This is a genomic window from Mycobacterium sp., from assembly GCF_025965855.1.
In the GTDB taxonomy this organism is placed as follows: Bacteria; Actinomycetota; Actinomycetes; order Mycobacteriales; family Mycobacteriaceae; genus Mycobacterium.
Genome location: NZ_JAOPWB010000256.1, coordinates 1 through 12,691 on the forward strand (window position 1 = coordinate 1; position 12,691 = coordinate 12,691).

A 12,691-nucleotide genomic window follows, 5' to 3' on the forward strand; every position below is an offset into this window, starting at 1 on the left:
CGAGGTGCCGATCGGGGTCAACATCGGCAAGACGAAGGCGGCCTCGGCCGCCGACGCCGTCGGCGACTACCGGGCAAGCGCCCGGCTGGTCGGGCCGCTGGCGTCGTATCTGGTGGTCAACGTCAGCTCCCCGAACACGCCGGGGCTGCGCGACCTGCAGGCGGTGGAGTCGCTGCGGCCCATCCTTCAGGGCGTCCTCCTGGAAGCCTTTCCGACGTCAACACCGGTGCTGGTGAAGATCGCACCCGATGTCTCCGATTCCGACGTCGACGACATCGCGGACCTGGCCGTCGAGCTGGGGCTGGCCGGCATCGTCGCCACCAATACCACGGTGTCGCTCGAGGGCCTGCGCACACGGGGGGTGGAAACGCTGGGCGGGGGCGGCATCTCGGGGCCGCCGGTGGCACGCAGGGCCGTCGAGGTGTTGCGCCGGCTCTATGGCAGGGTCGGCGACCGCTTGGTGCTGATCAGCGTGGGGGGCATCGAGACGGCCGACGACGCGTGGGAGCGGATCACCGCGGGCGCGTCGCTGCTGCAGGGCTACACCGGCTTCATCTACGGAGGCGGCTTGTGGCCCAAGCACATTCACGACGGCATCGCCCGCCGCTTGCACGACGGTGGGTTCGCTTCGCTCAGCGACGCGGTCGGGTCGGCAGCCCCGAAACCGGGGCTGCCGCCCGGCTAGGCCGCCCGGCTTGGTCGTCCGCCCGTGGGGGCTCTAACTGGCCCGGCCCACACTCGGCAGGTCCGCGGTCGATCTCAGCGGCGTAGCGCCGACATACGGGCCGGTTATCGGGATGCAACGGAGCCTCGACGCCGAGTCTTCGCTACCGCGAAAGTGCAACTACCGACGCGTTTCCCGAGTGAACCCGTCGGCAGTTGCACTCTCGCGCATGAGGGCGCTACGTCTGTTCGTAGGTGCCGTGGATGTAGGCCCGCGCGATCGCGTGCTGGAACAGGTTGAACCCGAGGAACGCGGGGCTGGCGTCCTCCGACAGCTCGAGCTTTTCGACGTCCACGGCGTGCACCCCGACGTAGTAACGATGTGGGCCGTGGCCCGGAGGCGGCGCGGCGCCGACGTACCGGCGCATGCCCGCATCGTTGACGAGAGTCAGCGCCCCGCCCGGCAGTTCGCTGCCGTCGCCGGCATTGTCGGGTAGCTCGGTGACGTCGGCGGGCAAGTTGGCCACCGCCCAGTGCCAGAACCCGGACAGCGTCGGGGCGTCCGGGTCGTAGACGGTGACCGCGAAGCTGCGGGTCTCCTCCGGGAACCCCGACCAGCTCAGCTGCGGGCTGACGTCCTCGCCGCCGGCGCCCATGATCCCGCTGATCTGCGGGGTGGCCAGCGGCTGCCCGTTGGTGATCGAGTTCGAATTCAGGCTGAACAACGGCAGCTTGGGCAGCGCGTCGTACGGATCGGGCGGCAGGCTCATGGGCGGTCCCTCTCGTTTCAATCTTTTATCGACTAGCAGTGTGTCAGGAAGTGTGCCAGCACCTCGGTGCCGAACCTCAGCGCATCGATGGGTACCCGTTCGTCGACGCCGTGGAACAACGCGGCGAAATCCAGATCCGGCGGCAGCCGCAGCGGGCTGAAGCCAAAACAGCGAATACCCAAGCGCGCGAAGGCTTTCGCGTCGGTCCCACCGGAAAGCATGTAGGGCACTGTCCGGCCGTCCGGGTCGAGCGCCAGCACGGCGGCGTTCATGGCGTCAACCAGGTCACCGTCGAAGGTGGTCTCATACGGCGGGAGGTCCCGGATCCATTCGCGGGTCACGTCGGGGCCGATCAGCTCGTCGACCTCGGCCTCGAACGCCGCCTTCCGGCCGGGAAGGATGCGGCAGTCCACCACCGCCTCCGCCGTCGTCGGGATGACGTTGGCCTTGTATCCGGCCTTGAGCATGGTGGGGTTGGCGGTGTCGTGCAGGACGGCCTTGAGCATGCGGGCCATCGGGCCGAGCTTTTCGATCGTCCCCGCCAGATCTTTCGACTCGGTGTCGAAAGTCAGCCCGGTTTCCTCGCTGACGGCGGCCAGAAACTGCTCGACGGGGTCGGTCCCCACGAACGGAAACCGGTGCCGCCCCAGCCGGGCGACCGCCTCGGCGACGGCCGTGACGGGGTTCTGGTCGTGCACCATCGAACCGTGCCCGGCGGGACCGCGGGCGGTCAGCCGCATCCACGCCAGCCCCTTCTCGGCGGTCTCGATCAGATAGAGCCGTCGTTCGCCCCCGTCGCGGCGTGGCACCGTCAGGGAGAACCCGCCCACTTCGCCGATCGCCTCGGTGACCCCGGCGAACAGCTCCGGCCGATTGGCGACCAACCATTGCGCTCCGTAGTGACCGCCGTGCTCTTCGTCGGCGACGAACGCGAACACCAAATCGCGTGGCGGCACGATGCCCGCCCGCTTGAACTGCCGGGCGACCACGATCATCATGCCGACCATGTCCTTCATGTCGACCGCCCCGCGGCCCCAGACGAAGCCGTCGCGGATCGCTCCCGAGAACGGGTGCACGGTCCACTCGGCCGGCTCGGCCGGCACCACGTCGAGATGCCCGTGGATCAGCAGGGCGCCGCGCGAGCTGTCCGCGCCCCTGAGGCGGGCGAACACATTGCCCCGCCCGGGCGCGCCGGATTCGACGTATTGCGGTTGGTAGCCGACCTCTTGGAGCTGCTCGGCGACCCACCGCGCGCACGCGGCCTCGCCTTGCGTGGTCTCGGGCTCGCCGGTATTGGTGGTATCGAACCGGATCAACCTGCTGACAATCTGGACCACATCGTCGCGGGGATCGATCGGGAGTTCGATGTCGGCGGTCACAACCACCTTTCCTACCACTGCGGGGTCCGATGGGCTCGGGTCCGGAGCCTCAGCCGTCGGCGAGCTGGGTTGGGTCTGCGCGGGCCGATCCGCTAGCCTTAGCTGCCAACTTTCGTTGGTTTTGTCCGAGTGGCGGAATGGCAGACGCGCTAGCTTGAGGTGCTAGTGCCCTACTAATGGGCGTGGGGGTTCAAGTCCCCCCTCGGACACGGTTACTACCCCTACCCGACGGACGAATCGAGACGCCGACGATCTTGGCGGCGGCGTTGTAGAGCCCTGGCGGACTCCATAGGCTTGGCGCGTGACCATCGAACTATCGCCGCGCCTGCCGGACGATGAGCGGCCGAGCAGGTGGACCTTGAGAACGCGATCAACGAGCTGCTTCTGCGGCTGACCGGATGGCCGAACGACCACCCCGATCGCGCGGAGGCGCGCTGGCCGGCTATCGAAGGTACCCTCGGCGTCAACCAAGATGCCTGCCCGGAGAGGGTCGATTGTGACATTCACCTCCAGCTTCCTGCCCCGGCGAGCGGCTTCGGCCGGCAAAATGATCGAGGACACGTGCCAGAAGGTGGTTGGGGCGGCGGGGAGACCGGTTCGAGTCGCCGTTGGCACCGTCACCGTGCCGATCGAAGTCGCGAGGACCACGTTCAACATCCTTCGGCTCACCGAGGAGCTGCTTGAGGAGGTGGTCTTCCTGCTGCGATCGATGCGGCCAGTCGTCGGAGCGGTCAGCACCGCACAGCAGGCAGATAATTTCGATACGGTCTTCCGGACGCTTGAACAGATCCAAAACTCGGCGCGGACCCCGACCGGTGTCGTGCGGAGCGTCCTCGCAACGGTCCGTCCTTCCCGAGGGGGAAGCCCACCCGTGATCGAGGCCGAGCCCGTGCAGACGCCGGGCGTCCTCCGGATTGCGTCCATCACCGTGACCATGCCCAGCATCACGGTCGGCAAGCCGAGCCGCTCGCTATCCCTGCCCGGCTGAGATCTCCAGCGGCTTGTGAACGCCGCCGCGGTCGATCGGTGATTAGCAGGAGACAGGCATCGCCATGCCGCTTCAGATTCACACTCGGCCAGACCCGGACCATTTCTGCGAAACGTGCGGGGGTCCATCAGAACTTATCTCACAGACCATCACCCCATGGGACGGCAACGAGACGATGGTCCGTGACGTGTCGCCGTGGACACCACGGTGTGCAGACCCGTGGTGCCAGAGCCGCAGACCACGGCATCGAAGATGAGCGACACACGCGTCTGCGGGCACTGAGCCGGTCGGTCGGTGCCGCTGACGGGGTGCCCGGTCACGGGTCGGTGTCGGTTCTTTGTCAATTGTGCTGTCTGTCGCGGCGCGAGCTGGCCAGGTCAGCGCACCAGCCGCACACTTCCGGGTGTCTGCGACTTCACAGCCAGACCACGGGGAGCGACCACCATGCAGACAGACGCACACAACATGGGCCGCGAAGAGCGCCGCGCGCTGCTTGAGCAGCGGCGCGCAGCCGTCGCACGCCAATTGCGGCGTCTGGCAATCGAATTAACGGACCTCGACAGACAGCTTGACGAGATCGAGCAGTCGGATCGTTGACTAACGTGCGATCTGGGGTTCTGCACGCTGGCTGGCACCCTAGTGTCCGATAGCGCCGCCGCAACTGGAAAAGATGGTCGCCCGAGGGCGGGTAAACCGCGACAGCTAAAACTACTCGGCGACCAACTGGTCGCTGTCGACGAAAACCAAACCGCCCGCGTCGAGCGCCACCGCCCATCTCCGCGCGGGACCAACTATATGGTTCTCACCGATATCCTCGGCGTGCCCCGCCAGATCGCCGAAATCCTCGACCACAGTCCCCCCGACCTCGCCGTCCGTCCCCGGAGATACCCGCACCCGCACATTCACCGCCACGCGGCTATCGCCGGTATCGCCAGCCGTCCCGCTAGCGCCTTTCCTCCGTCTTTCCATCGTCGTCACCCTAGGTTGTGCACGTGAAAATAGTGACGCAATTAGAGCACGACCAGCTAACGCCGTCCGGGCTTATGGTCCATAACCACCACCCCGCCGCACCGGCTCCCCTACCAGGCTCACGGCATCGACTAGGCCCACCGATTGACGATCCGGCTCAATCCATGGCTCCGAGCGTTGGCTGCGATTCGGGTCGTCGACGCCCTCGGTTGTCGATGTCGAGGCCTTGGCGAGCCTTAGGCTTGGTTGGTGGCCTCGCTTGCCGACTCGTTATGGCACCGGAACCGGGTCCTGGCGGAGGCCGCGCTGGAGCACCCGTTCGTCCAGGGCATCACGTCGGGAGAATTGACCCCAGCTACGTTCGCCTACTACGTGGGACAAGACGCCGCCTTCCTCGATGCGTTCAGCCGCGCCTACGCCTTGGCTCTGGCCAAGAGCCCCGAGCAAGACGGGCTGATCGCGTTCAGGTAGCTGCTCGACGCCGCCGCCGCCGCGCTTCGCCTTCACCGCGGCTACGCGGACCGCTGGAACGTCGACCTTCACCAAGCGGCAGACCCGGCGACCGCGGCGTATACCAACTTCTTGTTGGCGGTCGCTGCGCTGGAGCCGGTTGGTCACATCGCGGCGGCGATGACGCCGTGCATGCGCCTTTACGCCTACCTCGGCCAGCAGTTGGCCGCCCAGACAAAACCCGACAGTCCCTATCGCGAGTGAGTGATGACCTACTCCAGCCCGCAGTTCGAGGCCCTGGCCCGACGTCTAGAGGGCCTGCTCGACCGCTACGGCGGTGATCACGACCGCCTGGCCGTCCTGTGTGATGTCCGTGGGGACTTTCTCATGGCCACGGACAGTCGTGACAGCGCGGGCCATCAAGGGCCTGGTCCAAGTCGATTCGATGAAAGCCAGATGAAAGCCAAAAGAAGGCGGGGCTTCAGAGCCTTCACGAAAAGCAGGGTCACCCTCCTCCGGAGGCTGGTGTGCCGTGGTGCTCAGGAGCGCTAATTAGTTTGCCGCACACCATATTTCAAGCTCGAGCGGGGGTTGACACGTGCGCCGAATCAAGCGCAGGCTCTATTCCGAGGGAGACGCCCCTCCTACAAGAAAGGAGCGACTCCTAACAAGAAAGGAATCAGTCAAATGGCACCACAACCAGGTCAAATCACCGAAGAGGGACGGCGCGAGGATGCTGGCCGGGATCAGGACAGTCGTGCGCTGAGGGAGCTGTCCGCCAGGGAACACATCAGTCAGGACGTGGCCCGGCTCCAGGACCGGGTCGATACAGCCCAGCAAGAGGCCCGCGGTGCGCGCCAGCAGGCCCAACAGGCCCGCAGCCACGCCCAGCAGGCGCAGAATCAGGCACGGCAGGCGCAGAACCAGGCCTCCCAGGCCAACCAGGCCGCGATGCAGGCGACCAATCAGGGCACGCAGATCGCGCAACAGGCCCAGCAGGCCCAGAACGAAGCCAGCCAGGCCAACACCCGGGCGCAGAACGCGCAGAGCCAGGCCAACCTGGCGGCTCAGCAGGCACAGCAGGCGCAGAACGAGGCCCAGCAGGCCAACCAGCGCGCCCAGAACGCCCAGGAGAACGCCGAACAGGCCAACCAGCAGGCGCAGGCAGCCGAAGACCAGGCCACCCGGTCTTATGAGCTGGCCAGCCAGGCCGAGCAGCAGGCCCAGCAGGTTCGGCAAAACGTGCAGCAACTTCAGCGCGTTTAGCGCCACCGGGGCAGAAGGTCGACGGGCCACGCCGAGATAGTGGCCCGCCGGTCTGCCCTCCGATCACCACTTAAGCCGGTGTGCCGCAGTGGACGCCACCATGTTGAGGTGGACGAACCGGCCCTCGGCGACCTGGGGCAAGAACCGCGGGGGTTTGAGTCTGCCAGACCCCGCGGCGTCAACTTTATGCGATCCCCGATCTGCCAACCGGCACAACGAAATTGGCATCGATATAGCATTAAGGATAGCGCGTGTTTTGGCGCAGCCCGCTATCAGGATTGAACTGACGACCGCTCGCTTACAAGGCGATTGAAGACCAGTTCGGCTGGGTCCGCACTTATACGTGCATGCCCGCCACCTGCGAATACGCATTCGTGACACCCAACCCACGATCCGGCGCTGCGAATGCATCGCCGGACGCCACCCGCCCTTGCGGGGTGGGCACCAACGGCTCGATCAGCTCCCACTGGGCGTCGGTCAGGTCGGAAGGATAGCGCTTGTCCTTGGCCACAAGTCTCGGCGCTGCACCCAGCTTGACGGTGTCCGGAACCTTAGCGGGCTCCAAAAGATTCCGCCCGGAGCGGTGGGGCAAACGAACGGGATAGGGCACCCGTAAAAGTCCCTCCTAGGAGCTCAAATCGATGCGTAGGGTTAGTGGGCAAGTCCCCCCTCGGACACCGGTTTACGGCCCGACGCGCCGCTTCGGCGGCGGGTAGACAGCCCTGGCGATCGTCGCCGACAGCCACCCGATCCACCATCCCCCGAAAACCAGCATCAACGTGTGCCGGGTGGCGCTGCCGGCCGTCGCCGAAACCCCGGCCAAGATGACGGCCCACACAATCGCGCAGGCAATGCTGTAGCCGGTGTAGGTGTTGCGAAACCGCCGACTCATCTCGTGGATCCTCTCGATCGTGCCTGACCCAAAAAGCGACATCCGGCAGCGAACGGAAAGCGGCTCGTCGCCGAACATGTCCTCCAGCAAGGCCACCAGCTCCTCGCCGTAGCGGCGGCGCCACGCCGGCGGATACCAGCGCAGCGCCCGCCGCGCGTCGTCGGCGTTCATCCCGACCAGCCCGGCCGCGGGGCGCGCAACGGCATGCCCAACCGCCGCCTGCCCTCGCTGGCGATCGCGCCCAATTCGCGCACCGCCGCGGCAAGCTCGACACGCCCGGCCGCCGTCAACCGATACGGCCGGCGCCGCTCGTCCTGTTCCAGGGGCTCGATGAGGCCACGCTCTTCCAAGCGGGTGATCGCCCCGTACAGCGTTCCCGGACCCAGTGCCGCGCCGGAAAACGCCTCGATATCACGCGCCAGCGCATACCCGTGCTTGGGCCCGGAAGCCAGGCTCGTCAGGATCAGCACGCCAGGATCGTTCGGCCTTGCCACACCGGTCAAGTTAGTACGTGCGACGTACTAGGGCAATCGCTGGGGGCCTCGCGCCGAGAGGGACACACGATCCAGCGCACCACCAACAGCCCGACAAGGGAGCGGCGCTGCGAATTAACCTGCCGCGCAACAGACTTCGCGACGGTCCCGATGAATGCGGCGCGGCACGACCTATTCAGACCTCAGGTCGACAACCCGTTCGCCGTTTCCGAACCTCCCGGGCCCTCGTAGGCTGGGGAAAAGCCAGTAGCCTGGGATGCGACCCATGAATCCTCCGAGCGGCTTCCTCCGGCGAACGGCGATGCGCACGTTCCGCGACCGCCGTGAAGCCGGACGCGTGCTCGCCGAGGAGCTTGCGTCCTACCGCCAAAAGGACCCCGAAAACGGCGATGTGCTGGTCTTCGGGCTGGCCCGCGGCGGCGTCCCCGTGGCGTGGGAAATCGCCGCGGCGCTGCACGCCCCGCTGGACGTGTTCCTGGTCCGCAAGCTCGGGGTCCCGCGCTGGTCGGAGCTGGCGATGGGCGCGCTGGCCAGCGGCGGCGGGGTCGTGATGAACGACAACGTGGTGTCCAGCCTGCACATCAGCGACGACCAGGTCCGCGAGGTGATTGCCAGCGAGACGGCCGAACTCAACCGGCGCGAGCAGGCGTACCGGGGCGGGCGTGCCATCGCCGACCCGAGCGGCAAGATCGTGATCCTGGCCGACGACGGCATCGCCACCGGCGCCAGCATGCTGGTCGCCGTTCGCGCCCTGCGGGCCGCTAGGCCCGAGGCGACCCCCAAATCAATAATTGTCGCGGTCCCGGTCGGGCCGCCGTCGACCTGCCGCGAGATCGCGCAGGAAGCCGACGACGTGGTATGCGCGACCATGCCGCCCGGATTCGAAGCCGTCGGACAGGTCTACGCCGACTTTCACCAGGTCAGTGACGATGAGGTCCGCGAGCTGCTCACTACGCCGACCCGCTGACGATATTTTTCGACTGGCTACTTGGCCCGGTCGTCGCCGCGGCCATCGGCGGGTACGGCCGACTCCGCACTGGATTCGAGACCCTGCGACGACGCGTCGACGGTTGTGTCCTGGGCGGCGGGCTGTCCGCCCTCCTCCGGGACCTCTTCGGGGTAGTCGACCAACGCGTCCTTGTCGTCCCCGGCTTCGTCGGCGTCTTCAGCGTCGCGCGCGTCGCCGCCGACGTCGCGCCGCTGGCGTTCCCGCAGCGCGTCGACGATCAGCAGCACCACGCCCAGGACGCTGGCGCCGATGCACACCCATGCGACAAGCTCGTTGCTGGTGACCACCGCGAACACCAACGCGACGAGCCCGATCAGGGCGAGTACCAGCGCAATGATCAGCATCGGTCATCCTCCAGGCGACGAGCGGGACTGCCGGGTCTAGTGCAGGTTAATGTGCCGAATCAAAGCTTGGCGAGTACCCGGCACGATAGCCAGGCTAGTTATTCCCCCGATTGAATTGATCGAACCCACCGGCATCGGCGCTGGAGTCCACGGGCGCCGCCGACCCACGCTGGCCGAGCTCCTCGAGCTGGGATTCCAGGTAGGTCTTGAGGCGGGTGCGGTATTCGCGCTCGAAGGTGCGCAGCTGCTCGAGGCGGCCTTCCAGCACGGTGCGCTGCTGGTTGATGGTTCCCATGATCTCGGAATGCTTGCGCTCCGCGTCGGCCTGCAGCGCGTCGGCCTTCTCCTGGGCCTGGCGCAACTGAGTCTCCGAGCGGCTTTGGGCATCGGCCAACATCGCGTCGGCGCGCTGCCTTGCCTCGGTGACCGTGGTCTCGGCGGTGTGACGGGCCTCGCTCAGGATTTGGTCGGCATTGGCGCGGGCGTCGGCCAGCATCTTGTCGGATTCGGCCTTGGCGGTGCTGGTGAGCCGGTCGGCGGTGTCCTGGGCCAGGCTCAGCACCCGGGCGGCCTTCATGGCCTGCTCCTCGTTGGTTCCCGAGGGTGCCGCGGGCGGCGGGGCCGCCACGACCGGCACCGGCTTGACCGGCTCGGGCTCGGGCTCGAAGGTGGGAATCGCCTGGGTGGGCTGGGCGGCGCCACCGCCGCCGCCGGCGGCCAGCTCGTGGTCCAGTTCCTCGATCCGCTGACGCAGATCGGAGTTCTCCTCGATGAGCCGTGTCAGCTCGTTTTCCACCAGGTCGAGGAAGGCGTCGACCTCGTCTTCGTTGTAACCGCGCTTGCCGATCGGCGGCTTACTGAACGCCACATTGTGGACGTCGGCTGGTGTAAGCGGCATTGTTCGTCCCCTCGAGTTCCTGTCAAACGATCTGAAAAGTGTAGAACGGAGTGGTTGCCGTCGTGCAACTGGCGTCCATCCTGTCACACCGGAACCGGCGGTAGCCGATTAGGCCAATAATTAAGAACCAATTTCAAACACTAAGACCAATAAAATCCAAACCTTAAAGTTTTTTAAATCGCGGCCGCCGAACCGATGCTAAAACGTGGCCGAACCGTCTCCCGGCTTCGCCGCGGGGTCATCGCATGGCTCACGCCGCGGCGCCGAACGCCAATTGCATGCCGATGAATGCGACCAGCAGCAGCACCATGATCGAGAGGTCGAAGCGGACCGCTCCGATGGTGAGCTGAGGGATCAGCCGGCGCAGCAGTTTCACCGGAGGGTCGGTGATGGACATGATGATCTCGAGGATCACGACGGTAAGCCCGGTCGGACGCCAGTCGCGGCTGAAAGAGCGGATGAACTCGACGACGACCCGGGCGATGAGCAGCAGCCAGAAGATGAACAGCGCAAACCCAAGGATCTGAAAGAACAGCACCAACTGGAAGCCCCGACCTTACCGATGAGAAGACCCGAATGTCAGGCGCCAGCGTACCGATTCCGGAGTGCGGGCACACACCTCACGTGGGCCTCACGGCCGGCCGGACCTATTGGTAAGCGTAAAAGCCGGTTTCGGCGATCCGGCGACGCTCCTCGGGCGAGACGTCGACGTCGGCGGGCGACAGCAGGAACACCTTGGTCGCGACCTTGTCGAACGAGCCGCGCAACGCGAAGGCCAAGCCGGCCGCGAAGTCGACCAGCCGCTTAGCGTCGGCGTTGTCCATCGACACCAGGTCCATGATGACCGGGGTGCCGTCGCGGAACCGCTCGCCGATGGTGCGTGACTCGGTGTAGTCCATGGGCCGCAGCGTGGTGATCTTCGACAGCGGGCTGCCCTCCTCGAACAGCATCGCCATCCGGCGTGGGTCCATCGCCAGCGCCCCCCGCGTGGAATTCCGCAACCACGACCCGAGGCGTGGGCGGCTCATCTCGGAACGGTCGAACTCGCGGGGGTGGGGACCGTACCGCGGCTCCTCGGCGTAACCGGCGCGGTAGCTGCTGGGCGGCGGGTAGTCGGCCGGCTCACCGCGGGGGTCGTCGTAGTCACGCCCTTCAAAACGGCCTTCGTAGCGGCCATACCCCTCGTCGAAGCGCGGACGGGGGAAGCCGCGGGAGGGCGCGCGGTCGTCGTAGTACTCGTCGTCGTAGTCCTCCATCGGAGCCATACCGAAGTACGCCTTGACCTTGTGCAGTGTGCTCATCGCTTAACCCTTCTAGCCCCTGGGATTATTGGTGTCTGTGATGAAGGTGTGACTACAGTGACTACTTACGGTGACGGTAACCGCCGCGGACCTAATAGCGCGGTACCGACACGCACACATGTCGAACCATGTTTGACGGCGAGTTCGAAGTCGTCGGACATGCCGGCGGACAGGCCCAGCGCGTCCGGGTGCGATTCGAGCACCCGGCGTTGCTCCGATCGCAGCAGGTCGAAGGCCCGCTCGGGGTTCCAGTCCAGCGGCGGGATGCCCATCAATCCCAGCAGTTTCAGGCTTTTGGACTCCTCGACCTGCGCGCAGACCTGGTCGACCGAGCCGGGCCCGGTGATGTCGACGCCGCCGCGGGACACGTCCCCGTCGAGGCTGACTTCGACGTAGACCCGCAGCGGCTCCTGCCGGTGGCCCTCGGACAGCGCCGTCGACACCGCCCGATCGAGCGCGGTCACCAGCCGCGTGCTGTCGACCGAGTGCGCGGTGTGCGCCCATTTGGCCAGTGACCGCGCCTTGTTGCGCTGAATGCGGCCCACCATGTGCCAGTGCATATTCCGTAAGTCCACCCGCGCCGAACTACTGGCCAGCCGCGCGACTTCGGCGACCTTCGCCGCGGCTTCCTGGTCGCGAGATTCGCCAACGCACCGACAACCCAATCGAGACAAAATCGCAACATCGGTTGCTGGAAAGAATTTGGTAATCGGGAGAAGTTCAATTTCGCTGACATTGCGGCCCGCCGCATCCGCGGCCGCCGCAAGTCGCGAACGCACCGCCGCCAATGCAAGTGTCAATTCCGTTTCGCGGTCTCCCCCGGCCGGCATGCCCACCGCCATTGCGGTCACTCGATCCAGACGAGCGACGCCAGCCGACCGGTCGGCGCGCCCCGGCGATGACTGAACAGGGTCGGATCGGCCACCGTGCAGCGCGGGTCGACGTCGATCGCCGTGACACCCAAATCGCGTAGCTGGCAAGCGATTCCGGCGCGGAGATCGAGTCCTGGGGTGCCGGCCGCGGTGGTGGTCCGGCTGCCCGGCAACGCCGCCTCGACGTCGTCGGCCATCGCGGCGGGCACCTCGTAGTTCCGACCGCTGACCGCCGGCCCGAGCAGCGCCGAGATGTCGCCGGCCTGCGCGCCGAGCGCCAGCATCGCCTCCACCGCGCGGGCCACCACCCCGCGCTGCGCGCCGATGCGACCGGCGTGCACGGCGGCGACCACGCCGGCGCGCGCGTCGGCCAGCAGCACCGGCACGCAGTCGGCG

At 66.5% G+C, this 12,691-nt stretch carries 16 protein-coding genes, 1 tRNA gene and 2 pseudogenes; 7 read left to right on the forward strand and 12 right to left on the reverse strand.

The window, feature by feature from the left end; all coding sequences use genetic code 11:
* The coding region (gene pyrD, locus JWP83_RS21835; RefSeq protein WP_297734626.1) for a dihydroorotate dehydrogenase (quinone) at window positions 1-685 on the forward strand (685 nt) is incomplete at its 5' end.
* Window positions 686-902: 217 nt separating this feature from the next.
* Here the strand turns inward: pyrD and JWP83_RS21840 are convergent.
* The gene (locus JWP83_RS21840) at window positions 903-1,433 is read right to left on the reverse strand and encodes a YbhB/YbcL family Raf kinase inhibitor-like protein (protein ID WP_297734629.1); all 531 of its coding nucleotides are present in this window, start codon (window positions 1,431-1,433) and stop codon (window positions 903-905) included.
* Window positions 1,434-1,465: 32 nt separating this feature from the next.
* Entirely contained in the window at window positions 1,466-2,812 is a 1,347-nt protein-coding gene (locus tag JWP83_RS21845) for a M20/M25/M40 family metallo-hydrolase (protein ID WP_297734632.1), read from the reverse strand.
* Between the two features lie 123 nt (window positions 2,813-2,935).
* Here JWP83_RS21845 and JWP83_RS21850 point away from each other — a divergent pair.
* From JWP83_RS21850 to JWP83_RS21860, 3 genes are all read left to right on the forward strand, one after another.
* A tRNA-Leu gene (locus JWP83_RS21850) sits at window positions 2,936-3,021 on the forward strand.
* A gap of 287 nt (window positions 3,022-3,308) precedes the next feature.
* Entirely contained in the window at window positions 3,309-3,800 is a 492-nt protein-coding gene (locus JWP83_RS21855; RefSeq protein WP_297734635.1) for a hypothetical protein, read from the forward strand.
* Between the two features lie 444 nt (window positions 3,801-4,244).
* Entirely contained in the window at window positions 4,245-4,397 is a 153-nt protein-coding gene (locus JWP83_RS21860) for a hypothetical protein (RefSeq protein ID WP_297734638.1), read from the forward strand.
* A 111-nt stretch (window positions 4,398-4,508) separates the two neighbouring features.
* Here JWP83_RS21860 and JWP83_RS21865 read toward each other — a convergent pair whose 3' ends face one another.
* Window positions 4,509-4,769, reverse strand: coding sequence for a hypothetical protein (locus tag JWP83_RS21865; RefSeq protein ID WP_297734641.1), 261 nt, complete (start codon window positions 4,767-4,769; stop codon window positions 4,509-4,511).
* Window positions 4,770-5,018: 249 nt separating this feature from the next.
* On the opposite strand from JWP83_RS21865, the pseudogene JWP83_RS21870 reads away from it, so the two are divergent.
* Together JWP83_RS21870 and JWP83_RS21875 are read left to right on the forward strand one after the other, a co-directional pair.
* Window positions 5,019-5,483 (forward strand): annotated as a pseudogene (locus JWP83_RS21870) (TenA family protein).
* A 423-nt stretch (window positions 5,484-5,906) separates the two neighbouring features.
* Entirely contained in the window at window positions 5,907-6,485 is a 579-nt protein-coding gene (locus JWP83_RS21875) for an alanine-zipper protein (RefSeq protein ID WP_297734644.1), read from the forward strand.
* A 337-nt stretch (window positions 6,486-6,822) separates the two neighbouring features.
* Here JWP83_RS21875 and JWP83_RS21880 read toward each other — a convergent pair whose 3' ends face one another.
* The 3 genes from JWP83_RS21880 to JWP83_RS21890 form a co-directional block, all read right to left on the reverse strand.
* Window positions 6,823-7,050: a hypothetical protein gene (locus JWP83_RS21880; protein WP_297734647.1), complete on the reverse strand. Its 228-nt coding sequence runs from the start codon at window positions 7,048-7,050 to the stop codon at window positions 6,823-6,825.
* 117 nt (window positions 7,051-7,167) lie between these two features.
* Window positions 7,168-7,548 (reverse strand): hypothetical protein, encoded by a 381-nt coding sequence (locus JWP83_RS21885; protein ID WP_297734649.1) that lies wholly within the window; start codon window positions 7,546-7,548, stop codon window positions 7,168-7,170.
* Complete coding sequence (locus JWP83_RS21890; protein WP_297734651.1) at window positions 7,545-7,871, reverse strand: PadR family transcriptional regulator; 327 nt, start codon at window positions 7,869-7,871, stop codon at window positions 7,545-7,547. The genes JWP83_RS21885 and JWP83_RS21890 overlap by 4 nt, the downstream gene beginning before the upstream one ends.
* Window positions 7,872-8,115: 244 nt before the next feature.
* Here JWP83_RS21890 and JWP83_RS21895 point away from each other — a divergent pair.
* A pseudogene (locus JWP83_RS21895) lies at window positions 8,116-8,838 on the forward strand (phosphoribosyltransferase); the annotation flags it as partial.
* A gap of 17 nt (window positions 8,839-8,855) precedes the next feature.
* Here JWP83_RS21895 and JWP83_RS21900 read toward each other — a convergent pair.
* The 6 genes from JWP83_RS21900 to pgeF all read right to left on the reverse strand — a co-directional run.
* On the reverse strand, window positions 8,856-9,224 hold the full coding sequence (locus JWP83_RS21900) for a hypothetical protein (protein WP_297734654.1): 369 nt from the start codon (window positions 9,222-9,224) through the stop codon (window positions 8,856-8,858).
* 94 nt (window positions 9,225-9,318) lie between these two features.
* Window positions 9,319-10,122 carry a DivIVA domain-containing protein gene (locus JWP83_RS21905; protein ID WP_297734657.1) on the reverse strand — a complete coding sequence of 268 codons (804 nt, stop codon included), beginning with the start codon at window positions 10,120-10,122 and terminating at the stop codon, window positions 9,319-9,321.
* Between the two features lie 250 nt (window positions 10,123-10,372).
* Window positions 10,373-10,663, reverse strand: coding sequence for a YggT family protein (locus tag JWP83_RS21910; protein ID WP_023364806.1), 291 nt, complete (start codon window positions 10,661-10,663; stop codon window positions 10,373-10,375).
* A gap of 106 nt (window positions 10,664-10,769) precedes the next feature.
* Window positions 10,770-11,423 carry a cell division protein SepF gene (locus JWP83_RS21915; RefSeq protein ID WP_297734694.1) on the reverse strand — a complete coding sequence of 218 codons (654 nt, stop codon included), beginning with the start codon at window positions 11,421-11,423 and terminating at the stop codon, window positions 10,770-10,772.
* Window positions 11,424-11,488: 65 nt separating this feature from the next.
* Window positions 11,489-12,274 (reverse strand): YggS family pyridoxal phosphate-dependent enzyme, encoded by a 786-nt coding sequence (locus tag JWP83_RS21920; protein WP_297734697.1) that lies wholly within the window; start codon window positions 12,272-12,274, stop codon window positions 11,489-11,491.
* The coding region (pgeF, locus tag JWP83_RS21925; protein WP_297734700.1) for a peptidoglycan editing factor PgeF at window positions 12,271-12,691 on the reverse strand (421 nt) is incomplete at its 5' end. The genes JWP83_RS21920 and pgeF, both read right to left, overlap by 4 nt.